Annotated in this window: 20 protein-coding genes and 1 pseudogene; 18 read left to right on the top strand and 3 right to left on the bottom strand. The window is 70.8% G+C overall.

Annotation, left to right across the window (positions count from 1 at the left end; genetic code table 11):
- From ACZ4AA_RS00105 to ACZ4AA_RS00050, 12 genes are all read left to right on the top strand, one after another.
- Positions 1–1,407 carry a UDP-N-acetylmuramoyl-tripeptide--D-alanyl-D-alanine ligase gene (locus tag ACZ4AA_RS00105; protein ID WP_467592819.1) on the top strand — a complete coding sequence of 469 codons (1,407 nt, stop codon included), beginning with the start codon at positions 1–3 and terminating at the stop codon, positions 1,405–1,407.
- On the top strand, positions 1,407–2,477 hold the full coding sequence (gene mraY, locus ACZ4AA_RS00100; RefSeq protein WP_385406670.1) for a phospho-N-acetylmuramoyl-pentapeptide-transferase: 1,071 nt from the start codon (positions 1,407–1,409) through the stop codon (positions 2,475–2,477). Before ACZ4AA_RS00105 ends, mraY begins: the two co-directional genes overlap by 1 nt.
- Entirely contained in the window at positions 2,459–3,886 is a 1,428-nt protein-coding gene (gene murD / locus ACZ4AA_RS00095; protein WP_467592816.1) for a UDP-N-acetylmuramoyl-L-alanine--D-glutamate ligase, read from the top strand. Before mraY ends, murD begins: the two co-directional genes overlap by 19 nt.
- Before the next feature lie 68 nt (positions 3,887–3,954).
- Entirely contained in the window at positions 3,955–5,313 is a 1,359-nt protein-coding gene (ftsW, locus tag ACZ4AA_RS00090; protein ID WP_467592813.1) for a putative lipid II flippase FtsW, read from the top strand.
- Positions 5,314–5,319: 6 nt separating this feature from the next.
- Positions 5,320–6,411: an undecaprenyldiphospho-muramoylpentapeptide beta-N-acetylglucosaminyltransferase gene (gene murG, locus ACZ4AA_RS00085; RefSeq protein ID WP_467592810.1), complete on the top strand. Its 1,092-nt coding sequence runs from the start codon at positions 5,320–5,322 to the stop codon at positions 6,409–6,411.
- A gap of 94 nt (positions 6,412–6,505) precedes the next feature.
- A complete protein-coding gene (locus ACZ4AA_RS00080; protein WP_467592807.1) occupies positions 6,506–7,291 on the top strand; it encodes a cell division protein FtsQ/DivIB in 786 nt (261 codons plus the stop codon).
- A gap of 275 nt (positions 7,292–7,566) precedes the next feature.
- Entirely contained in the window at positions 7,567–8,760 is a 1,194-nt protein-coding gene (gene ftsZ, locus ACZ4AA_RS00075) for a cell division protein FtsZ (RefSeq protein WP_385406656.1), read from the top strand.
- Positions 8,757–9,494, top strand: a complete 738-nt coding sequence (gene pgeF, locus ACZ4AA_RS00070; RefSeq protein ID WP_467592803.1) for a peptidoglycan editing factor PgeF — start codon at positions 8,757–8,759, stop codon at positions 9,492–9,494. The genes ftsZ and pgeF overlap by 4 nt, the downstream gene beginning before the upstream one ends.
- A 6-nt stretch (positions 9,495–9,500) precedes the next feature.
- Entirely contained in the window at positions 9,501–10,220 is a 720-nt protein-coding gene (locus tag ACZ4AA_RS00065) for a YggS family pyridoxal phosphate-dependent enzyme (protein ID WP_467592800.1), read from the top strand.
- Between the two features lie 129 nt (positions 10,221–10,349).
- Positions 10,350–10,991, top strand: coding sequence for a cell division protein SepF (locus ACZ4AA_RS00060; protein WP_467592797.1), 642 nt, complete (start codon positions 10,350–10,352; stop codon positions 10,989–10,991).
- Positions 10,992–11,042: 51 nt separating this feature from the next.
- Positions 11,043–11,330 (top strand): YggT family protein, encoded by a 288-nt coding sequence (locus ACZ4AA_RS00055; RefSeq protein ID WP_467592794.1) that lies wholly within the window; start codon positions 11,043–11,045, stop codon positions 11,328–11,330.
- A 55-nt stretch (positions 11,331–11,385) separates the two neighbouring features.
- Positions 11,386–12,735, top strand: a complete 1,350-nt coding sequence (locus ACZ4AA_RS00050; RefSeq protein WP_467592791.1) for a DivIVA domain-containing protein — start codon at positions 11,386–11,388, stop codon at positions 12,733–12,735.
- 349 nt (positions 12,736–13,084) lie between these two features.
- Here the strand turns inward: ACZ4AA_RS00050 and ileS are convergent, their stop codons facing one another.
- Complete coding sequence (gene ileS, locus ACZ4AA_RS00045) at positions 13,085–16,228, bottom strand: isoleucine--tRNA ligase (protein WP_467592788.1); 3,144 nt, start codon at positions 16,226–16,228, stop codon at positions 13,085–13,087.
- Between the two features lie 582 nt (positions 16,229–16,810).
- Here ileS and ACZ4AA_RS00040 point away from each other — a divergent pair.
- The 5 genes from ACZ4AA_RS00040 (at position 16,811) to ACZ4AA_RS00020 (ending at position 21,722) form a co-directional block, all read left to right on the top strand.
- Positions 16,811–17,722, top strand: coding sequence for a TraR/DksA family transcriptional regulator (locus tag ACZ4AA_RS00040; protein WP_467592785.1), 912 nt, complete (start codon positions 16,811–16,813; stop codon positions 17,720–17,722).
- A 136-nt stretch (positions 17,723–17,858) separates the two neighbouring features.
- A complete protein-coding gene (gene lspA / locus ACZ4AA_RS00035; RefSeq protein ID WP_467592782.1) occupies positions 17,859–18,482 on the top strand; it encodes a signal peptidase II in 624 nt (207 codons plus the stop codon).
- Between the two features lie 135 nt (positions 18,483–18,617).
- On the top strand, positions 18,618–19,562 hold the full coding sequence (locus ACZ4AA_RS00030) for an RluA family pseudouridine synthase (RefSeq protein ID WP_467592779.1): 945 nt from the start codon (positions 18,618–18,620) through the stop codon (positions 19,560–19,562).
- Positions 19,563–19,597: 35 nt separating this feature from the next.
- Positions 19,598–20,056: a GNAT family N-acetyltransferase gene (locus ACZ4AA_RS00025; protein ID WP_467595039.1), complete on the top strand. Its 459-nt coding sequence runs from the start codon at positions 19,598–19,600 to the stop codon at positions 20,054–20,056.
- A 79-nt stretch (positions 20,057–20,135) separates the two neighbouring features.
- Positions 20,136–21,722 (top strand): Na+/H+ antiporter, encoded by a 1,587-nt coding sequence (locus tag ACZ4AA_RS00020; RefSeq protein ID WP_467592777.1) that lies wholly within the window; start codon positions 20,136–20,138, stop codon positions 21,720–21,722.
- Between the two features lie 120 nt (positions 21,723–21,842).
- On the opposite strand, the gene ACZ4AA_RS00015 is transcribed toward ACZ4AA_RS00020, so the two are convergent.
- Positions 21,843–22,985 carry a mechanosensitive ion channel family protein gene (locus ACZ4AA_RS00015; RefSeq protein ID WP_467592774.1) on the bottom strand — a complete coding sequence of 381 codons (1,143 nt, stop codon included), beginning with the start codon at positions 22,983–22,985 and terminating at the stop codon, positions 21,843–21,845.
- 129 nt (positions 22,986–23,114) lie between these two features.
- On the opposite strand from ACZ4AA_RS00015, the gene ACZ4AA_RS00010 reads away from it, so the two are divergent.
- Positions 23,115–23,684 (top strand): dienelactone hydrolase family protein, encoded by a 570-nt coding sequence (locus ACZ4AA_RS00010; protein ID WP_467592771.1) that lies wholly within the window; start codon positions 23,115–23,117, stop codon positions 23,682–23,684.
- A 3-nt stretch (positions 23,685–23,687) separates the two neighbouring features.
- Here the strand turns inward: ACZ4AA_RS00010 and ACZ4AA_RS00005 are convergent.
- A pseudogene (locus ACZ4AA_RS00005) lies at positions 23,688–23,842 on the bottom strand (IS481 family transposase); the annotation flags it as partial.

Below are 23,842 nucleotides of genomic sequence, written 5' to 3'. Positions count from 1 at the left end.
GTGATCGCCCTCTCCCTCGCCGAGATCGCAGCAGTCGTCGGCGGGCAGACGTACGACATACCGGATCCGGAGCTACAGGTCACCGGACCGGTCGTCAGGGACTCCCGTGAAGTGGAGTCCGGCAGCCTCTTCGTCGCCTTCGTCGGCGAACGCGTGGACGGCCACGACTACGCCGAGGCGGTGATCGAGGCCGGAGCGGCCGCCGTCCTGGCGTCCCGCCCCGTCGGCGTGCCCGCCATCGTCGTCGACGACGTGCAGACGGCACTCGGTGCCCTCGCCCGCCACGTCGTCGAACGGCTCGGCGCGACCCTCGTGGCCCTCACCGGCTCCGCGGGCAAGACCAGCACCAAGGACCTGATCGCCCAGGTGCTGCGGAGCAAGGCGCCGACCGTCTTCACCCCCGGCTCCCTCAACAACGAGATCGGGCTGCCGCTCACCGCGCTCAGCGCCACCGCGGAGACGAAGTTCCTCGTGCTGGAGATGGGCGCCCGCGGCATCGGCCACATCCGCTATCTGACGGAGCTCACCCCGCCGAGGATCGGTCTCGTCCTCAACGTCGGCACCGCCCACATCGGCGAGTTCGGCGGCCGCGAACAGATCGCGCAAGCAAAGGGAGAGCTCGTCGAGAGCCTTCCCGAGGACGGTGCCGCGATCCTCAACGCGGACGACCCCCTCGTACGCGCCATGGCGTCGCGCACCAAGGCACGCGTGATCCTCTTCGGAGAGTCCGGCGAAGCGGACGTACGGGCCGAGAACGTCCGGCTCACGGAGAGCGGACAGCCTTCCTTCAGTCTTCGCACACCCTCCGGGTGCAGTGATGTGACCATGCGCCTGTACGGTGAGCACCACGTGTCGAACGCGCTCGCCGCGGCCGCCGTCGCCCATGAGCTGGGCATGTCCGCAGACGAGATCGCCCGCGCGCTCTCCGAGGCGGGCTCCCTCTCCCGCTGGCGGATGGAGGTCACCGAGCGTCCGGACGGCGTGACGGTCGTCAACGACGCCTACAACGCGAACCCCGAGTCCATGCGAGCCGCCCTGCGCGCGCTCGCGGCGATGGGCCAGGGGCGTCGTACGTGGGCGGTGCTCGGTCAGATGGCCGAGCTCGGGGACGAGGCGCTCGCCGAGCACGACGCGGTCGGACGGCTTGCCGTCCGGCTCAATGTCGGCAAGCTCGTCGCGGTCGGGGGCAGGGAAGCGTCCTGGCTGCAACTGGGCGCATATAACGAGGGTTCGTGGGGTGAGGAGTCGGTGCACGTGTCCGACGCACAGGCGGCTGTCGACCTGTTGCGCAGCGAGCTGCGCCCAGGGGACGTCGTGCTCGTGAAGGCGTCCAGGTCCGTCGGGCTGGAACGGGTGGCGCTCGCGCTGCTCTCCGACGGTACCGAGGGTGAGGTTTCCGCCCGATGATGAAGCAGATCCTGTTCTCGGGTGTACTCGGTCTGTTCCTGACCCTGGCCGGCACTCCGCTGCTGATCAAGCTGCTGGCCCGCAAGGGCTACGGCCAGTACATCCGCGACGACGGCCCGCGCGAGCACGCCAGCAAGCGCGGTACACCGACCATGGGTGGTATCGCCTTCATCCTGGCGACGATCGCCGCGTACTTCCTGAGCAAGCTCATCACCGGCTACGCGCCGACCTACTCGGGTCTGCTCGTCCTCGGCCTGATGTTCGGCATGGGCATGGTCGGGTTCCTGGACGACTACATCAAGATCGTCAAGAGGCGTTCGCTCGGTCTGCGGGCCAAGGCGAAGATGGCCGGACAGCTGATCGTCGGCATCTCCTTCGCGGTGCTGGCCCTGATGTTCCCGGACAACCGAGGCAACACCCCGGCCTCCACCAAGCTGTCGTTCATCACCGACTTCGGCTGGAAGATCGGCCCGGTGCTGTTCGTGATCTGGGCGCTGTTCATGATCCTCGCGATGTCGAACGGCGTGAACCTGACCGACGGTCTGGACGGACTCGCCACCGGCGCCTCCGTGCTCGTCTTCGGCGCCTACACGTTCATCGGTGTCTGGCAGTTCCAGGAGTCCTGCGCCAACGCGACGACCCTGACCAACCCGGGCGCCTGCTACGAAGTGCGCGATCCGCTCGACCTGGCCGTGGTGGCCTCCGCCCTGATGGGCGCCTGCCTGGGCTTCCTGTGGTGGAACACCTCGCCCGCGAAGATCTTCATGGGCGACACCGGTTCGCTCGCCCTCGGCGGTGTCCTCACCGGCCTGGCCATCCTCTCCCGCACGGAGCTGCTGGTGGCCATCATGGGCGGCCTGTTCGTCCTCATCACCATGTCGGTGGTCATCCAGGTCGGCTCCTTCAAGCTGACCGGCAAACGCGTCTTCCGAATGGCACCGCTCCAGCACCACTTCGAACTCAAGGGCTGGTCCGAGGTCCTCGTGGTGGTCCGTTTCTGGATCATCCAGGGCATCTGCGTGATCGTCGGACTCGGCCTCTTCTACGCAGGATGGGCAGCCCAGAAGTGACCGACTGGCAGGGAAAGCACGTCACCGTCGCCGGCCTCGGCGTCTCGGGAATTCCGGCGGCCAGGGTCCTGCACGGCCTCGGCGCGCGCGTCACCGTCGTCAACGACGGCGACGACGAACGGGCCCGGACACAGGCAGCCGACCTGGAGGCACTCGGCGTCACCGTGCGCCTCGGTGACGGCGCGACCCTGCCCGAGGGCACCGAGCTCATCGTCACCGCGCCCGGCTGGCAGCCGGACAAGCCGCTGTTCGCCGCGGCAGCCGCGGCCGGCGTCCCGGTCTGGGGCGACGTCGAACTCGCCTGGCGGCTGCGGGAACTGGACGGCAGGAAGCCGGCACCCTGGCTCGCGGTCACCGGCACCAACGGCAAGACCACGACCGTGCAGATGCTCGCCTCCATCCTGAAGGCGGCGGGCCTGCGCACGGCCGCGGTCGGCAACATCGGCGTCTCCCTGCTCGACGCGGTCCTCGGCGAGCGGGAGTACGACGTCCTCGCCGTCGAACTCTCCAGCTACCAGCTCCACTGGGCGCCCTCGCTGCGCGCCCACTCGGGGGCCGTGCTGAACCTCGCGCCCGACCACCTCGACTGGCACGGCTCCATGGAGGCGTACGCCGCCGACAAGGGCCGTATCTACGAAGGCAATCGCGTCGCCTGCGTCTACAACGTGGCCGACAAGGCCACCGAGGACCTGGTGCGCGCCGCGGACGTCGAGGAGGGCTGCCGGGCCGTCGGCTTCACCCTCGGCGCCCCCGGGCCCTCCCAACTCGGCGTCGTGGACGGCATCCTGGTCGACCGCGCCTTCGTCGAGAACCGGCAGAAGAACGCCCAGGAGCTCGCCGAGGTCTCCGACGTCACTCCGGCCGCCCCGCACAACATCGCCAACGCCCTTGCCGCGGCGGCCCTCGCGCGCGCCTACGGGGTGCCCGCGCGGGCCGTTCGGGACGGACTGCGGGACTTCACCCCCGACGCCCACCGCATCGCGCACGTGGCCGACGTGGACGAGGTCGCCTACGTCGACGACTCCAAGGCCACCAACACGCATGCGGCGGAAGCCTCCTTGGCGGCCTACGAGTCGATCGTGTGGATCGCCGGAGGCCTCGCCAAGGGCGCGACCTTCGACGAACTGGTCGCACGGTCGGCGAAGCGGCTGAGGGGCGTCGTCCTGATCGGCGCGGACCGCGCGCTGATCCGCGAAGCCCTCACGCGACACGCCCCCCAGGTACCGGTCGTCGACCTCGACCGGACCGACACTGGGGCGATGCTCGCGGCTGTCCAGGAGGCCAGGAGGCTCGCCGAGCCCGGGGACACGGTGCTGCTGGCCCCGGCCTGCGCGTCCATGGACATGTTCGCCAACTACAACAAGCGCGGTGACGCGTTCGCGGAGGCGGTCCGCGAACTCGGCGCCTGACCCGGTTGCCTGGCCGGGCCAACCTGGGAGGGACGGACCCGTGACATCGCTGTGGACCGAAGACTCCGATGCCGACTAGCCGCACCGGCCGCCCTCCCGTGCGCCGGGCCGGCCGGCCCGCCGCCGGGGCGCCGGGCGACAACCCCGTACGCCGCTTCTACCTGCGCGCCCGCAAGGCCTGGGACCGGCCGCTCACCGCGTACTACCTGATCCTCGGCGGCAGCCTGCTGATCACCGTGCTGGGACTCGTGATGGTCTACTCGGCCTCGCAGATCACGGCGCTCCAGCTGTCGCTGCCCGGGTCGTTCTTCTTCCGCAAGCAGTTCCTGGCCGCCCTGATCGGCGGTGTGCTGCTGTTCGCCGCCTCACGGATGCCGGTGAGACTGCACCGGGCGCTGGCCTATCCGATCCTGGCGGGCGCCGTCTTCATGATGGCCCTGGTGCAGGTGCCCGGGATAGGACTCTCGGTCAACGGCAACCAGAACTGGATCTCCCTGGGCGGCTCGTTCCAGATCCAGCCCAGCGAGTTCGGCAAGCTCGCGCTCGTCCTGTGGGGCGCCGATCTGCTCGCCCGCAAGCAGGACAAGCGGCTGCTGACCCAGTGGAAGCACATGCTCGTGCCGCTGGTGCCCGCCGCCTTCATGCTGCTCGGACTGATCATGCTCGGCGGCGACATGGGCACGGCGATCATCCTCACGGCCATCCTGTTCGGCCTGCTGTGGCTGGCCGGAGCGCCCACCCGGCTGTTCGTGGGCGTGCTGTCCGTCGCCCTGGCGATCGGCTTCGTGCTCATCAAGACCAGCCCCAACCGCATGTCCAGGCTGGCCTGCATCGGGGCGACCGAGCCGGGGCCGCACGACACCTGCTGGCAGGCCGTGCACGGCATCTACGCCCTCGCCTCCGGCGGCCTGTTCGGCTCCGGCCTCGGCGCCAGCGTGGAGAAATGGGGACAACTGCCCGAAGCGCACACCGACTTCATCTTCGCCGTCACCGGGGAGGAACTGGGCCTCGCGGGGACGCTGTCGGTGCTCGCCCTCTTCGCGGCTCTAGGCTATGCGGGTATCCGCGTGGCCGGACGCACGGAGGACCCCTTCGTGAGGTATGCCGCGGGAGGCGTGACCACCTGGATCACGGCCCAGGCCGTGATCAACATCGGTGCGGTGCTCGGTCTGCTGCCGATCGCCGGTGTCCCGCTCCCGCTGTTCTCCTACGGGGGTTCCGCCCTGCTGCCGACCATGTTCGCCATCGGGTTGCTGATCGCCTTCGCGCGTGACGACCCCGCTGCGCGGGCGGCTCTCGCGCTGCGACAACCCCGCTTTGGCAGAAAGCGGGGTGCGGTGAGAGAGTCCGCAAGGGCCGCGGGGCCCCGGAGATGGAACACGATGAGACGGCGTGCCTCTGCGGCGCGTTCGTCCGGAGAGCGGTGAATTTCGGTGCATGTCGTACTCGCCGGCGGGGGGACCGCCGGCCACATCGAGCCCGCGCTCGCCCTCGCGGACGCCCTGCGCAGGCAGGACCCGACCGTGGGGATCACGGCCCTGGGCACGGAACGGGGTCTGGAGACGCGGCTCGTGCCCGAGCGCGGCTACGAACTCGCGCTGATCCCGGCCGTGCCGCTGCCGCGCAAGCCCACCCCCGAGCTGATCACGGTTCCCGGGCGGCTGCGCGGCACGATCAAGGCCGTCGAGCAGATCATGGAGCGGACCAAGGCGGACGCCGTCGTCGGCTTCGGCGGCTATGTGGCGCTGCCCGGCTATCTGGCCGCCAAGCGGCTCGGCGTGCCGATCGTCATCCACGAGGCCAACGCCCGGCCCGGACTCGCCAACAAGATCGGATCGCGGTACGCGGCCCAGGTGGCCGTCTCCACGCCCGACAGCAAGCTCCGCGGGGCCCGTTACATCGGCATCCCGCTGCGCCGCTCCATCGCCACCCTCGACCGGGCCGCCGTACGCCCCGAGGCGCGCGCCGCGTTCGGGCTCGACCCGAACCTGCCCACGCTCCTGGTGTCGGGCGGCTCGCAGGGCGCCCGCCGCCTCAACGAGGTGGTCCAGCAGGCGGCTCCGTACCTCCAGCAGGCCGGGATCCAGATCCTGCACGCGGTCGGCCCGAAGAACGAACTGCCGCAGGTGCACCAGATGCCGGGGATGCCCCCGTACATCCCGGTACCGTACGTGGACCGGATGGATCTCGCGTACGCCGCGGCCGACATGATGCTCTGCCGCGCGGGCGCGATGACCGTCGCCGAGCTCTCCGCCGTCGGACTGCCCGCCGCCTACGTCCCGCTGCCCATCGGCAACGGCGAACAGCGGCTGAACGCCCAGCCGGTGGTCAAGGCCGGCGGCGGACTGCTGGTCGACGACGCGGAGCTGACCCCGCAGTGGGTGCAGCAGAACGTGCTGCCCGTGCTCGCCGACCCGCACAGGCTGTACGAGATGTCGCGCGCCGCCAGCGAGTTCGGCCGCCGTGACGCCGACGACCTGCTCGTCGGCATGGTGTACGAGGCGATCGCCTCGCGCCACCGCTAGGGTCCGCCGCTCGGATCGGGCCGGCCCGGCTCACGGCGTCGCGCGCATGATCCGAGCGGTAGCCCCTAGGACCGCATGAGGGAAGGCAGGGAGCGTGGCCGGACCGTCGACCGCCGAGCGCGGTGAACGCCAGAAGCTGGAGTCCGGCCCGCCCCGGCCGCCCCTCGTGGGGCGGCTCCGCCGCCTTCATAGGCTCATCATCCTTTTGTTCGCCCTGGTGTTGGCCGGGGCGGCCGCCATGTGGGTTCTCTACGGCTCCCCCTGGCTGCGCACCGAGCGCGTGTCCGTCTCCGGGACGCGGGTGCTGACCGACGCGCAGGTGCGGCAGGCGGCCGGTGTGCCGGTCGGATCCCCGCTGGTCTCCGTCGACACGGACGCGATCGAGGCACGGCTGCTGAAGCGACTGCCCCGGATCGACTCGGTCGACGTCGTCCGGTCCTGGCCGCACGGAATCGGTCTGAACGTGACCGAACGGACTCCCGTCCTGATCATCAGAAAAGGCGCGAAGTTCGTCGAAGTGGACGCAGGCGGCGTGCGGTTCGCGACGGTGCCCGACGCCCCGAAGGGCGTGCCCGTCCTGGAGTTGGCGGTGCCGAGGAGCAGCGCGCCGAGCCGCTTCCCCGCCGACCGGCTGGTGCGCGAGGCGGTGCGGATCGCGGGGGACCTCCCGGCCCGGGTCGCCCGTGACACCCGTACCGTCAGGGTCCGTTCGTACGACGCCGTCTCCCTGGAGTTGAGCGGTGGCCGGACCGTCGAGTGGGGCAGCGTCGAGAAGGGCCCGGCCAAGGCCAGGACACTCCTCGCTCTCATGAAAGCCGATTCCGGGGCCCGGCACTTCGATGTGAGTGCCCCCACCGCCCCCGCGTCGTCGGGCAGTTGACCCGCATCCGCGCAGGCCAGCACCCTGGTTGGGCAGTGCCGCGCCTGATCACATAGGGTGAAAAGAAAAACGGGAGGTTCGGCGTGTTCGTTGAACGCGCGCCACTTGTCGACTTAGTGTCCTGTTCGGAAGAGTCCAAGGAACAGACACACTGGTAACCCTAAACTTCAGCGTTAGGGTTCGGGTCGGCGTTCGGACCGTCCCACTCGGCATCAGTCGTCGGATCGCGAGCGTGCGAGGCGACGACACGTAACTCGAGGCGAGAGGCCTTCGACGTGGCAGCACCGCAGAACTACCTCGCAGTCATCAAAGTCATCGGTGTCGGCGGCGGTGGTGTCAATGCCATCAACCGGATGATCGAGGTCGGTCTCAAGGGCGTCGAGTTCATCGCCATCAACACCGACGCGCAGGCGCTGTTGATGAGCGACGCCGACGTCAAGCTCGACGTCGGCCGTGAACTCACGCGCGGCCTCGGGGCCGGAGCGAACCCGGCAGTCGGCCGCAAGGCCGCCGAGGACCACCGCGAGGAGATCGAGGAGGTCCTCAAGGGGGCCGACATGGTCTTCGTGACGGCCGGCGAGGGCGGCGGCACCGGCACCGGCGGCGCGCCCGTCGTGGCCAACATCGCCCGCTCGCTGGGCGCCCTCACCATCGGCGTGGTCACCCGTCCGTTCACCTTCGAGGGCCGGCGCCGCGCCAACCAGGCCGAGGACGGCATCGCGGAGCTCCGCGAAGAGGTCGACACCCTCATCGTCATCCCGAACGACCGGCTGCTGTCCATCTCGGACCGCCAGGTCTCCGTCCTCGACGCCTTCAAGTCGGCGGACCAGGTCCTGCTCTCCGGCGTCCAGGGCATCACCGACCTCATCACCACGCCCGGTCTGATCAACCTCGACTTCGCCGACGTCAAGTCGGTCATGTCCGAGGCCGGTTCGGCCCTCATGGGCATCGGCTCGGCCCGCGGCGACGACCGCGCGGTGGCGGCGGCCGAGATGGCGATCTCCTCGCCGCTGCTCGAAGCCTCCATCGACGGCGCCCGCGGCGTCCTGCTGTCCATCTCCGGCGGCTCCGACCTCGGCCTGTTCGAGATCAACGAGGCGGCCCAGCTGGTCAGCGAGGCGGCCCACCCCGAGGCCAACATCATCTTCGGCGCCGTCATCGACGACGCCCTCGGCGACGAGGTGCGTGTCACCGTCATCGCCGCCGGCTTCGACGGCGGGCAGCCGCCGGCCAAGCGGGAGAACGTCCTCGGCTCGGCCACGGCCCGGCGCGAGGAGCCCGCCCCGGCGCGCCAGGCCGAGAGCCGCCCGTCCTTCGGGTCGCTCGGCAGCGTGACGCCCAAGGAGCCGGCTCCGGAGCCCGCCCCCGAGCCGGTCAGCGAGCTGCCGGTCTCCCCGCCGGTCCCGCCGTCCCGCTCCTACTCGGACAGCGCGGCCGAGGAACTGGACGTGCCGGACTTCCTGAAGTGATAGGACAGCGCTCCGCTGCGAGCACCGTGAGCGGCGCCCACTTCGCCTTCACCGACAGGTGGGGCGGGGTGAGCGCCGTTCCGTACGAGGAGCTCAACCTCGGCGGGGCGGTCGGCGACGACCCCGGCGCCGTGCGCGCCAACCGGGAACTGGCCGCGAAGGCGCTCGGGCTCGACCCGGCCCGGGTCGTCTGGATGAACCAGGTGCACGGGCCGGACGTGGCGGTCGTCGAGGAGCCCTGGGGCGCCTCGGAGATCCCCGCCGTCGACGCGGTCGTCACGGCACGGCGGGGGCTCGCGCTCGCGGTGCTCACCGCGGACTGCACCCCGGTCCTGCTGGCCGACCCGGTCGCCGGAGTGGCGGCCGCCGCCCACGCGGGACGGCCCGGCATGGTCGTCGGCGTGGTTCCCGCGGCCGTACGGGCCATGGTGGAACTCGGCGCCGATCCGGCCAGGATCGTCGCCCGCACCGGACCCGCCGTCTGCGGACGGTGCTACGAGGTGCCCGACGCGATGCGCGCCGAGGTCGCCGCCGTGGAGCCCGCGGCGTACGCCGTGACGAGCTGGGGAACGCCCGCGGTCGACGTGACCGCCGGGGTGCACGCGCAGCTCGAACGGCTCGGGGTGCGCGATCGGGAGCAGTCGGCGGTGTGCACGCTCGAATCGCAGGACCACTTCTCGTACCGACGGGACCGCACCACGGGGCGGCTCGCGGGATATGTCTGGCTGGACTGATAGGGCATGACGGACCGTAAGGCGCAACTCGCCGCGAACCTGGCGAAAGTGGAAGAGCGCATCACGGCGGCCTGTGTGACCGCCGGGCGCAAGCGCGAAGAGGTGACCCTGATCGTGGTCACCAAGACCTATCCCGCCGACGATGTGCGGATCCTGTCGGAACTCGGTGTACGGCACGTGGCCGAGAACAAGGACCAGGATGCCGCGCCCAAGAGCGCGGAGTGTTCGGATCTGCCCCTGTTGTGGCATTTCGTCGGACAATTGCAGACCAACAAGGTGCGTTCTGTGGTCGGTTATGCGGATTTCGTGCAGTCCGTCGACCGGGCCCGGCTTGTCGCCGCCCTCTCGAAGGAAGCGGTGCGGGCGGAACGCGAAGTGGGATGCCTCATCCAGGTCGCACTGGACGCCGAGGAGGGCGGACGGGGCGAGCGGGGCGGCGTGGGAGTCGGCGGGGTGGAGGAGTTGGCCGGACTCGTGGCGGACTCCCCGGGTCTGCGGCTCGACGGGCTGATGACCGTGGCCCCGCTCACCGGCGAGTACGCGGGGCACCAACGACAGGCGTTCGAGCGGCTGATGGATTTGTCGACTGCCCTGCGCCGGACCCATCCGGCTGCGAACATGGTCTCGGCAGGGATGAGCTCGGATCTCGAACAGGCTGTGGCGGCCGGAGCGACACATGTACGCGTCGGTACTGCGGTACTCGGAGTCCGACCCGGCCTCCGGTAACGTCGCCAAGAAGTCGGACCACAGCAGAAAATATGGTCATTACCGCCAAATGCGGGCATAACGACCTCGTGGATCGCGGGCACTTGGCAATTCGTCAGCCGATCCACCACAGAGCGGAGGACTCAGAGCATGGCCGGCGCGATGCGCAAGATGGCGGTCTACCTCGGCCTCGTGGAGGACGATGGGTACGACGGCAGAGGATTCGACCCCGACGACGACTTCGAGCCCGAGCTCGACCCGGAGCCCGAGCGCGACCGGCGGCGGCATGAGCCGTCGCACCAGTCACATCAGGCGCACTCGTCCCAAAGGGACGAACCGGTACGAGTGGTACAGCCTCCGGCGCCTCGTGACCCGGTGCCGCATTCCGCCTCGCTCGCCGCGGAGTCCGGGCGTCCGGCGCGTATCGCCCCCGTGGCGTCCATCACACAAGAACGTCAGAGCCTGGAGAAGAACGCCCCGGTGATCATGCCCAAGGTCGTGTCGGAACGAGAGCCGTACCGGATCACCACGCTGCACCCCCGGACCTACAACGAGGCCCGTACCATCGGGGAACACTTCCGTGAGGGCACCCCGGTGATCATGAACCTGACGGAGATGGACGACACTGACGCGAAGCGACTTGTCGACTTCGCCGCCGGTTTGGTGTTCGGTCTCCACGGCAGCATCGAGCGGGTGACGCAGAAGGTGTTCCTGTTGTCGCCTGCTAACGTCGATGTCACGGCGGAGGACAAGGCTCGCATCGCAGAGGGCGGGTTCTTCAACCAGAGCTGAGACGCAGTACCGGGAACACCGTAGGAAACAGGGGAGAGGGAAGCACGGATCATGAGCGTGGTCGGGCAGGTCTTCTACATCGCGCTGATGTGCTTCCTCATCGTGCTGATTTTCCGGCTGGTCATGGACTACGTCTTCCAGTTCGCCCGCTCATGGCAACCCGGCAAGCCGATGGTGGTCGTTCTGGAGGCCACCTACACTGTCACCGATCCACCGCTCAAGCTTCTGCGGCGGTTCATTCCGCCGCTGCGTCTCGGGGGCGTGGCGCTCGACCTGTCCTTCTTCGTGCTGATGATCATCGTCTTCATCTTGATCAGACTTACGCAGAACTTGATGTGAGCGATGTGAACGATACGGTCTTGCCGAATGCCGACGACTACGTTGAGGTGAAGAGATGCCGTTGACCCCCGAGGACGTGCGGAACAAGCAGTTCACGACCGTCCGCCTCCGAGAAGGCTATGACGAGGACGAGGTCGATGCCTTCCTCGACGAGGTCGAAGCCGAACTGACCCGCCTGCTCCGCGAGAACGAGGACCTGCGCGCCAAGCTGGCCGCGGCCACGCGCGCGGCCGCGCAGAACCAGCAGCAGCAGGGTATGCGCAAACCGCCCGAGCAGCAGGACCAGCAGGGACCGCCGCAGGGTATGCGCGGGCCCGGCGCTCCTGTGCCCGCGGGGATATCAGGTCCGCCGCAGGGCATGGGCGGTCCCATGGGTGGTCCCATGGGCGGCCCGCCCCAGCTGCCGAGCGGTGCCCCCGCGCTTCCCGCGGGTCCCAGTGGTCAGGGCGGCCCTCAGGGTCAGGGTCAGATGGGCCAGGGCCCCATGGGCCAGGGTCAGATGGGTCAGGGCCCGATGGGCCAGGGTCCGATGGGTCAGGGCCCCATGGGTCAGGGTCCGATGGGCCAGGGCCCCATGGGTCAGGGTGGCCCCGGCCAGATGCAGCAGATGGGCGGCCCCATGGGCCAGGGCGGTCCCGGCCAGATGCAGCAGATGGGTGGCCCCATGGGCCAGGGTGGCCCCGGCCAGATGCAGCAGATGGGTGGCCCGATGGGCGGTCCCATGGGTGGCCCCATGGGCGGTCCGATGGGTGGCCCGATGGGCGGTCCCATGGGCGGTCCCGGTCAGCAGATGCAGCAGCAGGGCCCCGGTGGCGACAGTGCCGCCCGTGTCCTCTCGCTGGCTCAGCAGACCGCCGACCAGGCGATCGCCGAGGCACGCTCCGAGGCGAACAAGATCGTCGGTGAGGCCCGCAGCCGCGCCGAGGGTCTGGAGCGCGACGCCCGTGCCAAGGCCGACGCCCTGGAGCGGGACGCGCAGGAGAAGCACCGCGTCGCGATGGGCTCCCTGGAGTCCGCCCGCGCCACGCTGGAGCGCAAGGTCGAGGACCTGCGCGGCTTCGAGCGCGAGTACCGCACGCGTCTGAAGTCCTACCTGGAGTCGCAGCTGCGCCAGCTGGAGACGCAGGCGGACGACTCGCTCGCCCCGCCGCGCACCCCGGCCGCCGCTTCCCTGCCGGCGTCCTCCGCGCCGTCGATGGCTCCCGCGGGTGCCGGTGCGCCGTCCTACGGCGGCAACCAGGGCATGGGCGGACCGCCGCAGGGCGGACCCTCCTACGGCGGGCAGCAGCAGATGTCGCCCGCGATGACCCAGCCGATGGCTCCGGTGCGGCCCCAGGGCCCGTCGCCGATGCAGCAGGCGCCCTCGCCGATGCGCGGGTTCCTCATCGACGAGGACGACAACTGACGGCGGCTCGCACGCCATAGGCGTCGGCGGCATTCAGGGCGGGGCCCCCGGAGAGATCCGGGGGCCCCGCCCTTTTGCCTGCCCGCCACGGGGCTGTACGGGGCCCAGGAGGCGCCGGTGGCGTCGCGTGGGCCTTCTGTGACCCGAGGGCCCCGGACACTCCGTACGGGCGCCCTGCGGAACCGAGGGGGGAAAGGCTCAGCACCGCCGGCCCACCGTTCGCGCGCGGGGAGGTCTCAGCCCCTCCGGCGTTCGGGGAGCGGAGTCCCGGGGACGGGAACGACGAAGGCCCGGGGCCACCAGGAGATCCTGGCGGCCCCGGGCCTTCGGCGCGGGAGGGGTGTCCGCGTCACGCCTTGCGCAGGCGGAACACCAGGGACAGGCCCTCGTCGGTGAACGGCTCCCCGTACGCGTCGTCGGCCTCGCCCTGGGCGAAGTCCGTGGCGAGGACCTCGTCGGCGATGAGGCCGGCGTGCTCGCCGAGCGCCGCGAGGACCGCCGGGTCCGTGGAGGTCCAGCGGAGCGCGATGCGGTCGGCGACGTCGAGGCCGCTGTTCTTGCGGGCCTCCTGGATCAGCCGGATCGCGTCGCGGGCGAGACCCGCCTGCCGCAGCTCCTCGGTGATCTCCAGGTCGAGCGCGACGGTCGCGCCGGAGTCCGAGGCCACCGACCAGCCCTCACGGGGAGTCTCTGTGATGATGACCTCGTCCGGGGCCAGGGTCACGGTCTCGCCGCCGACCTCGACCGACGCGGTGCCCTCGCGCAGGGCGAGCGACAGGGCGGCGGCATCGGCCTGGGCGATGGCCTTCGCCACATCCTGGACGCCCTTGCCGAAGCGCTTGCCCAGGGCGCGGAAGTTCGCCTTCGCCGTGGTGTCGACCAGTGAACCGCCGACCTCGGAGAGCGACGCGAGGGAACTCACATTCAGTTCCTCGGTGATCTGCGCGTGCAGCTCGCGGTCGAGCGCCGCGAAGCCGGTCGCCGCGATCAGCGCGCGGGACAGCGGCTGACGCGTCTTGACCCCGGACTCCGCGCGCGTGGCCCGGCCGAGTTCCACGAGACGGCGCACCAGCAGCATCTGGCGCGACAGCTCCGGGTCGATGACGGACAGGTCCGCCTCGGGCCAGGTCGACAGGTGCACCGACTCGGGCGCGTCCGGCGTGACCGGGACGACCAGGTCCTGCCAGACCCGCTCGGTGATGAACGGGGTCAGCGGGGCCATCAGCCGCGTGACGGTCTCCACGACCTCGTGCAGCGTGCGCAGCGCGGCCTTGTCGCCCTGCCAGAAGCGACGCCGGGAGCGGCGCACGTACCAGTTCGAGAGGTCGTCGACGAAGGCCGACAGGAGCTTTCCGGCACGCTGGGTGTCGTACGCCTCCAGAGCCTGCGTCACCTGGTCGGTGAGCGCGTGGAGTTCGGACAGCAGCCAGCGGTCCAGGACCGGACGGTCCGCCGGGGCCGGGTCGGCCGCGCTGGGCGCCCAGTCGCTGGTGCGGGCGTACAGCGCCTGGAAGGCGACCGTGTTCCAGTACGTGAGGAGCGTCTTGCGGACGACCTCCTGGATGGTGCCGTGGCCCACGCGCCGGGCCGCCCACGGGGAACCGCCGGCCGCCATGAACCAGCGCACCGCGTCGGCGCCGTGCTGGTCCATCAGCGGGATCGGCTGGAGGATGTTGCCCAGGTGCTTGGACATCTTGCGGCCGTCCTCGGCGAGGATGTGGCCGAGGCACACGACGTTCTCGTACGAGGACTTGTCGAAGACCAGGGTGCCGACGGCCATCAGCGTGTAGAACCAGCCGCGCGTCTGGTCGATCGCCTCGGAGATGAACTGGGCCGGGTAACGGCTCTCGAAGATCTCCTTGTTCTTGTACGGGTAGCCCCACTGCGCGAACGGCATCGAACCCGAGTCGTACCAGGCGTCGATGACCTCGGGGACGCGGGTCGCGGTCAGACCGCAGTCGCCCTGCGGGCACGGGAAGGTCACCGCGTCGATGTACGGGCGGTGCGGGTCGAGCTCCGACTGGTCGGTGGCGGTCAGCTCGGACAGCTCCGCGCGCGAGCCGACACAGGTGAGGTGGCCCTCCTCGCAGGTCCACAGCGGCAGCGGGGTGCCCCAGTAACGGCTGCGCGAGAGCGCCCAGTCGATGTTGTTGTTCAGCCAGTCGCCGAAGCGGCCGTGCTTGACCGACTCGGGGAACCAGTTGGTCCCCTCGTTCTCCTCCAGGAGACGGTCCTTGACGGCCGTCGTGCGGATGTACCAGGAGGGCTGCGCGTAGTACAGGAGAGCGGTGTGGCAGCGCCAGCAGTGCGGGTAACTGTGCTCGTACGGGACGTGCTTGAAGAGCAGGCCGCGGCTCTGGAGGTCCTCCGTGAGCTTTTCGTCCGCCTTCTTGAAGAAGACACCGCCCACGAGCGGAACGCTCTCCTCGAAGGTGCCGTTCGGGCGGATCGGGTTCACCACGGGGAGGCCGTACGAGCGGCAGACCTTGAGGTCGTCCTCACCGAAGGCGGGGGACTGGTGGACCAGACCCGTACCGTCCTCGGTCGTCACGTACTCGGCGTTGACCACGAAGTGCGCGGGCTCGGGGAACTCGATGAGCTCGAACGGACGTTGATACGTCCAGCGCTCCATCTCGGCACCCGTGAAGGACTCGCCGGTGGGCTCCCAGCCCTCGCCGAGCGCCTTCTCCACGAGCGGCTGCGCGACGACGAGCTGCTCCTCGCCGTTCGTCACGACGGTGTAGGTGACGCCCGGGTGGGCGGCGACCGCGGTGTTGGACACCAGCGTCCACGGAGTGGTCGTCCACACCAGGAGCGCCGCGCGGCCGGCCAGCGGACCGGAGGTGAGCGGGAAACGGACGTACACGGAGGGGTCGACGATCGTCTCGTAGCCCTGGGCCAGCTCGTGGTCCGACAGGCCCGTCTCGTCGCGCGGGCACCAGGGCGCCACGCGGTAGTCCTGGACCAGCAGGCCCTTGTTGAAGATCTCCTTGAGCGACCACCACACGGACTCGATGTACTCGGGGTCCATCGTCCGGTAGGCGTCGTCGAGGTCGACCCAGTAGCCCATGCGGTTCGTGAGCTCGGTGAACGCGTCGGTGTGGCGGGTCACGGACTGGCGGCACCGGTCGTTGAACTCGGCGATGCCGAACGCCTCGATGTCCTGCTTGCCCGTGAAGCCGAGCTCCTTCTCGACCGCCAGCTCCACCGGGAGGCCGTGGCAGTCCCAGCCGGCCTTGCGGCCCACGTGGTAGCCGCGCATGGTGCGGAAGCGCGGGAAGACGTCCTTGAAGACGCGCGCCTCGATGTGATGGGCACCGGGCATGCCGTTGGCGGTGGGCGGGCCTTCGTAGAACACCCACTCCGGCCGGCCCTCGGACTGCTCCAGGCTCTTGGCGAAGATCTTCTGCTCACGCCAGAAGTCGAGCACGGCGTGCTCGAGTGCGGGCAGGTCGACCTGGGCGGGCACCTGGCGGTACGTCGGCGCTGTCATCGGCGAGCTTCCTCCAACGGACTTTCTGCCTTCCGTCGGAGGGACGAGAGCCGTGTTGCTACGGACGCCGTGTGCGGCGCGCTCCCGCGGTACCACCCTCCTTGGCCCCCCGATGCGCCGTTCGCGCCGGTGAGCCCCCTCATTGGGGTCGCGATGCCGGGTCTACTGGCCCCACAGGGGTGTTCTGCCGGCGGCTCCGGGGTGATCTTCGCGTCGCGCTCGCCCCCGGGCTTCCACCGTCCCCGGGTCGCTCCTGGCCGCGTACGCCGCTACTCGTCCCCATCCATGCTTCTCGCTGCGCCCAGTGTACGGCGCCCCGGGGCGCGCGGCCGACCGGTTTTCCCGGTCACCGCCGTGGCCTGCGCGATGACCCGAATGGCGAGGCGGGCGCGTCCGGATCCCGGGACGCCCGTCCCGGCGGATTACCCGGCGGGGAGCTGGGCACAACGCAGGCAGACTCGCCGCGCGGGGCTCGCGCGGCGGGCGAATCGTGGCCGGGTCCCGTTGCCGCGGGCCGGAGGTCGATTTATCGTCCCAGCACGATTCGCGAGCAAGATCACGATATGTGAAGGGGCCGCGGCCATGGTGGCGAAGAAGACCGCCGTACAGCAGTCGGCGTCGGGCAGATCCACGAGAGCGGCGGCCAAGGACATGGACGGGACGAAGAGCGCGCACGCGGCCGACGGGACGGAGCCGGTGGGCCCGGCCACCGGGGCGGCCGAACCGGCCGGCGGGACGGCGCCCGACAAGACGCAGGGGACGAAGGCGGCGGGCACGGAGGCGGCGTCCTCGGGGACCGTCCCCGTGAAGGCCGCGGGCGGGAAGACGGCCACCAGGAAGGCCGGCGCCAGGAAGACGGCGGCGGCGCGGAAGCACACGTCCCAGAAACCGGCAGCGTCGGCGGCGAAGAGCGCGGGCACGGCCCGGAAGAGCACCGGCAGGGCCGGGAAGACGGCCGCCTCGGCGGCCCAGGGCGCGGCCGAGGCCGCGAAGACGACGGGAGCCACGACGGTGGTTGCGAAGAAGACCCGTGGCGCGGCCACGGCCGCGAAGAAGGCCACCGCGGTACCGAAGGCGAGGATCGCCGCGGTGGAGCCCGGAGAGCTCGCGGTGCGGCCGGGCGAGGACCCCTGGACGCCGGAGGAGGTCGGGGAGGCCCGCGCGGAGCTCCAGTCGGAGGCGCTGCGGCTGCGCGCAGAGATCTCCTCGTCCGAGGAGGCTCTCGCGGGCCTGATGCGGGACTCGGGCGACGGCGCGGGCGACGACCAGGCGGACACCGGTACGAAGAACATCACCCGTGAGCACGAGATGGCGCTCAACTCGAACGCGCGCGAGACGCTGGAGCAGACCGAGCACGCCCTGGACCGGCTCGACGCGGGCACCTACGGGCTCTGCGAGAACTGCGGCGACCCCATCGGCAAGGCCCGGATGCAGGCCTTCCCGCGCGCCACCCTGTGCGTCGAGTGCAAGCAGAAGCAGGAACGAAGGCACTGAGCACCCCGGTGCGAGGCGGGGCGCGCCGAGGGGGCGCGCCGCCTCGCGCGCGTGAGTGATCCTGAGCACGTGGGCCCGCGGGCGTGTGCCGTACCCTCGTCCTCAGTCAGGAACCTAGGTCGAGGGACTCACTCACGTGGCAGAGGCGGAGCGCATCATCGGTACGCCGGACATTCCAGGGGCGGCCGGGGCCGAACCGGAGCGGTCCGGCGGGAACACGGCGTCCGGCGACCGGCCCGGGGCCGACGCGCCGGTCCCGGCCGAGCGGCCCAGGGGCAGGCGCAGGATCGCCGTGCTCTTCACGGTGGCCGTGCTGGCGTACGCCCTCGATCTCGTCAGCAAGATGATCGTGGTGGCGAAGTTGGAGCACCACGACTCGATCGACATCCTCGGGGACTGGCTGAAGTTCGAGGCGATCCGCAACGCGGGCGCCGCCTTCGGCTTCGGCCAGGCGTTCACGGTCATCTTCACGGTGATCGCGGCGGCGGTTATCGTCGTCATCGCGCGGCTCGCCCGCAAGCTGTACAGCGTGCCGTGGGCCATCGCGCTCGGCCTGCTGCTGGGCGGCGCGCTCGGCAACCTGACCGACCGGATCTTCCGTTCGCCCGGCGTCTTCGAGGGCGCGGTCGTGGACTTCATCGCGCCCAAGCACTTCGCCGTCTTCAACCTCGCCGACTCGGCGATCGTCTGCGGCGGCATCCTGATCGTGCTGCTGTCCTTCCGCGGCCTGGACCCGGACGGCACCGTCCACAAGGACTGACCCCGGCGCGGGCCCGCCCGGGGCCCGTCGTACGGCTCTCCCACGGCCTGTACGACGCCCCGGGGCGGCTCCGGACGGGCACGGACGTTCGGGACGTGGTCCGGCGGTGTCCGAGCCGTCCGGCATACTCGACGGGTGAGCACCGTTCCCGAGATCCGCACCCTGCCCGTGCCCGACGGCCTGGAGGGCGAGCGCGTCGACGCCGCCATCTCCCGCATGCTGGGCTTCTCCCGTACCAAGGCCGCTGAGCTCGCCGCTGCGGGGAAGGTCACGGTCGACGGCTCGGTGGTCGGCAAGTCCGAGCGCGTGCACGGCGGCGCCTGGCTCGAGGTGGAGATGCCCGGCGCCCCCGCCCCCGTACAGATCGTCGCCGAGCCCGTCGAGGGCATGGAGATCATCCACGACGACGACGACGTGCTCGTGATCGTCAAGCCCGTCGGTGTCGCCGCGCACCCCAGCCCCGGCTGGTCGGGCCCGACCGTCATCGGCGGTCTCGCGGCCGCCGGCTACCGCATCTCGACCTCGGGCGCCGCGGAGCGCCAGGGCATCGTCCACCGCCTGGACGTGGGCACCTCGGGCCTGATGACGGTCGCCAAGTCGGAGTACGCGTACACCTCGCTCAAGCGCCAGTTCAAGGAGCGCACGGTCGACAAGCGCTACCACGCGCTCGTGCAGGGCCACCCGGACCCGACCAGCGGCACCATCGACGCGCCCATCGGACGCCACCCGAACCACGACTACAAGTGGGCGGTCACGGCCGAGGGCAAGCCCTCGGTCACGCACTACGACCTGGTCGAGGCCTTCCGCGCCGCCTCCCTGCTCGACATCAAGCTGGAGACCGGACGCACCCACCAGATCCGCGTCCACATGTCGGCCCACCGCCACCCCTGCGTCGGCGACCTGACGTACGGCGCCGACCCCACACTCGCCAAGCGCCTCGGCATCACCCGCCAGTGGCTGCACGCGGTGCGGCTCGGCTTCGAGCACCCCGCGGACGGCCGGTGGGTGGAGTTCGAGAGCGACTACCCCGAGGACCTCCAGCGGTCGCTCGACAAGGTGCGCGAGGAGAGCAACGCGTGAGCGGCGCCCCGGACACGGACGTCTCCCCGGCGGGTGTGTACGCCGTGCGGGTCGCCGAGGACGCCGGCGACCGTGAGGCCTGCTTCGCGGTGCGCAAGGACGTCTTCGTCGGCGAGCAGGGCGTCCCGCAGGACATCGAGTACGACGCCTACGACGCCGGTGCCCTGCACGTGCTGGCGATCCGCGAGGACGGCGTACCGCTCGGCACCGGGCGGCTCCTGGAGGGCGAGGCGGCCACGGCGAAGGTCGGCGGCGACCCGGCCGTCGGTTCCCTCGGACGGCTCGCCGTGACGCGCGAGGCGCGTGGGCTCGGCGTCGGCGCGGCGCTGGTGCGGGCCATCGAGGACGCGGCACGCGCGCGGGGACTGGCCGCGGTCGACCTGCACGCGCAGACCCACGCGCTGGGGTTCTACGAACGGCTGGGATACGTGGCGTACGGTCCGGAGTTCGCGGACGCGGGAATGCCGCACCGCGCGATGCGCAAGGCGCTGTGAGCGGGGGATCGCGCTAGCCGCGTGGCACGCTTGGGGTCTGGTTCGCCTGTGATCGTCTAGACCCGTCGGAGCTCTGACCGTGGATCAGTTGGCCCTGCTGTTCGTGCTGCTGCTCGGAGCCGTGGTCAGCGTCCCGCTCGGAGAGCGGTGGGGGTTTCCCCCGCCGGTCCTGATGACCCTGCTCGGCATGGTGCTGGCCGTGCTGGACTTCGTCCCGAACGTGGACATCCCGCCGGAACTGATCCTGCCCGCGCTGCTGCCGCCGCTGCTGTACGCCGCGGTGCGCCGCACCTCGTGGCGACAGTTCGCCGCGAACCGACGCCCGATCTTCCTGCTCGCGGTGGCCCTGGTGTTCGTCACCACGCTGGCCGTCGCCGGGGTCGCGAGCTCGATCGTGCCGGGCCTGCCGCTCGCCGCCGCCTTCGCGCTCGGCGCCCTGGTGGCACCCCCCGACCCGGTCGCGGCGACCGCCGTCGCGGGTCAGCTCGGGCTGCCGCGCCGCCTGGTCTCGATCCTGGAGGGCGAGGGGCTCTTCAACGACGTCACGGCCATCGTGCTGTACCACGTCGCCATCGCCGCCGCCGTCAGCGGGAGCTTCTCGGCCTGGCGGGCCGGGCTCGACTTCGTTCTCTCCGCCGTCGTCGCGCTCGCCGTCGGGCTGGCACTCGGCTGGGCCGCGAACCAGCTGATGACCCTGGTCGGCGACGCCTCCCTCCAGGTCGGCCTCACCCTGCTGGTGCCGTACGCCGCGTACGTGCTGGCCGAGGAACTGCACGGATCGGGCGTCCTCGCCGTCCTCGTCACCGCCCTGTTCCTGGCCGAGTACGCCACCGACGCCGACGACGTCATGAGCCGGCTCGCCGGGGCGACCGTCTGGGAGGTGGTGGACACGCTCGTCACCGGGGTCGCCTTCGGGCTCATCGGCCTCGAACTGCACAACGCGATCCGTACGGCGTCGGGGCGCTGGGGCGAGCTGCTCGGCTGGGCCGCCACGATCGTCGTGGTGGTCGTGTTCGTCCGCCTGGCCTGGCTGCTGCCGGCGACCTGGCTGACCAAACGGCTGCACGCCAAACGGGACTACGACGAGGAGATCCCGACCTCGTGGCGGGAGACCGTGGTCATGTGGTGGGCCGGGATGCGTGGGGTCGCCTCCGTGGCCCTGGCGCTCGCGATTCCGCTGAAGATGGACGACGGGTCGCCGTTCCCCGACCGGGACGAGATCGTGTTCATCGCCTTCGGTGTGATCATGGCGACCCTGGTGCTCCAGGGGCTGACCCTGCCGTGGCTGGTCAGGAAGCTGGGCGTGCGGGCCGACGAGGACGTCGAGAAGGCCTTCGAGAAGGAGCTCGCGGTACGGGCCGCCAAGGCCGCGCGGCGCAGGCTCCGGGAGATCGAGGAGGTCGAGGAGCTGCCGGAGGAGCTCTCCGAGCAGTTGCTGCGCCGAGCCTTCGAGATCGGTGTGCGGATCAGTCCCGACATGGGGGACGAGGAGCGCCGCGAGGCGCATGTGCAGCGGGTCCGGCGGATGAAGCGGATGCGGCGGATCCAGGGGGAGATGATGAGCGCGGCCCGGCACGAGGTGCTGTCCGCGCGAAGCGAGCCCGGGGCCGACCCGGAGATCGTGGACCGGGTCCTGCGGCATCTCGACGTCCGCAGCCTGCGCTGATGCCTGATGCCTGAGGCGTGACGCCTGAGGTGTGGCGCTGCCGGGCCCCGGGGTCCGGCAGGTTCGGCCGGGCCCCGGTTCGGCGCCGGCGGCAGGGGCGGGGCAGGGACGGTGTGGGGGTCAGCCGCGGCCGGGGCCGGTGCGGGGCGGCTCGTGGGCGTGCCGGCCGTGGTTCGTGCGGGCCGTCACCGCCTCCGCCTCCGTACGGCCTGTCCGCGGGGCCTGCCCCGGGAGCAGCGCGGCCTCGGCTGTGGCGACGCGGGGGAGCGCGTACGGGTGCTGCTCGCCCAGCCAGCGGAGCAGCTGCTCGCGGACCGTGACCCGTACCGTCCAGATGTCGTCCGCGTCCTTCGCGGTGACCAGGGCGCGCACCTGCATGGTGCTGGGCGTCGAGTCGGTGACGGCGAGGCCGTAGTCGCGGCCGTCCCAGGCCGGGCACGCGCGCAGGATGTCGCGCAGCTTCCCGCGCATCGCCTCCAGCGGGGCGGAGTGGTCCAGGTGCAGGAAGACGATCCCGGTCATCTGGGGAGTGCCCCGCGACCAGTTCTCGAAGGGCTTGGAGGTGAAGTACGAGACCGGCATGGTGATCCGGCGCTCGTCCCACGTCCGGACCGTCAGGAACGTCAGGGTGATCTCCTCGACCGTGCCCCACTCGCCGTCGACCACCACGGTGTCGCCGAGCCGCACCATGTCGCCGAAGGCGATCTGAAGTCCGGCGAAGAGGTTCGAGAGCGTGGACTGGGCGGCGACACCGGCGACGATGCCGAGGATCCCGGCCGAGGCCAGGAGCGAGGCACCGGCCGCGCGCATCGCGGGGAACGTGAGCAGCATCGCGGCGGCCGCGACGACACCCACGACCGCGGTGACCACCCGCTGGATCAGCGCGACCTGGGTGCGGACCCGGCGGATCCTGGCCGGGTCGCGGTGCGCGTTCGCGTAGCGGCTGTACGAGGTCTCGACGACCGCCGTGGCGATGCTCACCACCAGCCAGGCGGCGGCGCCGATGAGGATCAGGGTCAGGGTCCTGCCGATGCCGGTCCGGTGCTCGACCAGGACCCGCACCTGGCCGTAGGAGCCTCTGAGCAGGGCCGCGAACAGGACCAGTTGGAAGGGGACACGGCCGCGGCGGAGCAGACCCCACAGGGAGGTCTCGCTGTGCCGGTCGGCAGCCCGGCCCAGCAGACGGTCCACGGACCATCCGATGAGCAGGGTGAGCACGACCGAGCCGCCGACGACGATCACCGGGCGCAGTACGTTCTCCATGCCTGAGAACGTAACCGGCCCTCGGCATGATGAACATGTGTTCTCGGGCCGGAACGGGGTATCCCAGGGAGCCGCCGCGGGGGCACGCCCGGCCGGGCGTCGTCGGTGCGGGCTGGCACCATGGAGTTTATGAACATCATGCTCTTTCACTCGACCTACGGCCTGCGTCCCGCGGTGCGCGCGGCGGCGGACCGGCTGCGGGCCGCGGGCCACGAGGTGTGGACCCCCGACCTGTTCGAGGGGCGCACCTTCGAGACCGTCGAGGAGGGCATGGCCTTCGGCGAGGGGATCGGCAAGGACGAGCTGCTGAAGCGGGCGGTCCTGGCCGCGGCGCCCTACTCCGACCGCGGCCTGGTCTACGCGGGCTTCTCGCTGGGCGCCTCGGTGGGCCAGACCCTGGCCCTCGGCGACGAGAAGGCGCGCGGGCTGCTCCTGCTGCACGGCACGTCGGACATCGCCGAGAGCGCGTCGGTGGACGACCTTCCGGTCCAGCTGCATGTCGCCGAGCCGGACCAGTTCGAGACGGACGACTGGCTGAGCGCCTGGTATCTCCAGATGCGGAGAACCGGGGCCGACGTGGAGATCTACCGCTACCCGGGCGCCGGGCACCTCTACACCGACCCGGACCTCCCCGACCACGACGCCGAGGCCGCCGAGGCCACCTGGAAGGTGGCACTCGGCTTCCTCGACTCGCTGTAGTGCCTAGGTGTATTGACCCGCAGCGTTGTTCACACGGCTGATGGGTGGCTGGCCTCCGAGGGCGGTGTGGCAGCGATGGTAGTTGTAGCCGTGGAGGAAGTCGTCCAGGGCGGCCGTGCGTTCGTCGTTGCTGGTGTAGGGCCGCAGGTAGGCCCATT

Source organism: Streptomyces sp. NPDC024698, assembly GCF_055559015.1.
This window is presented reverse-complemented; position numbering and strand designations above follow the sequence as displayed.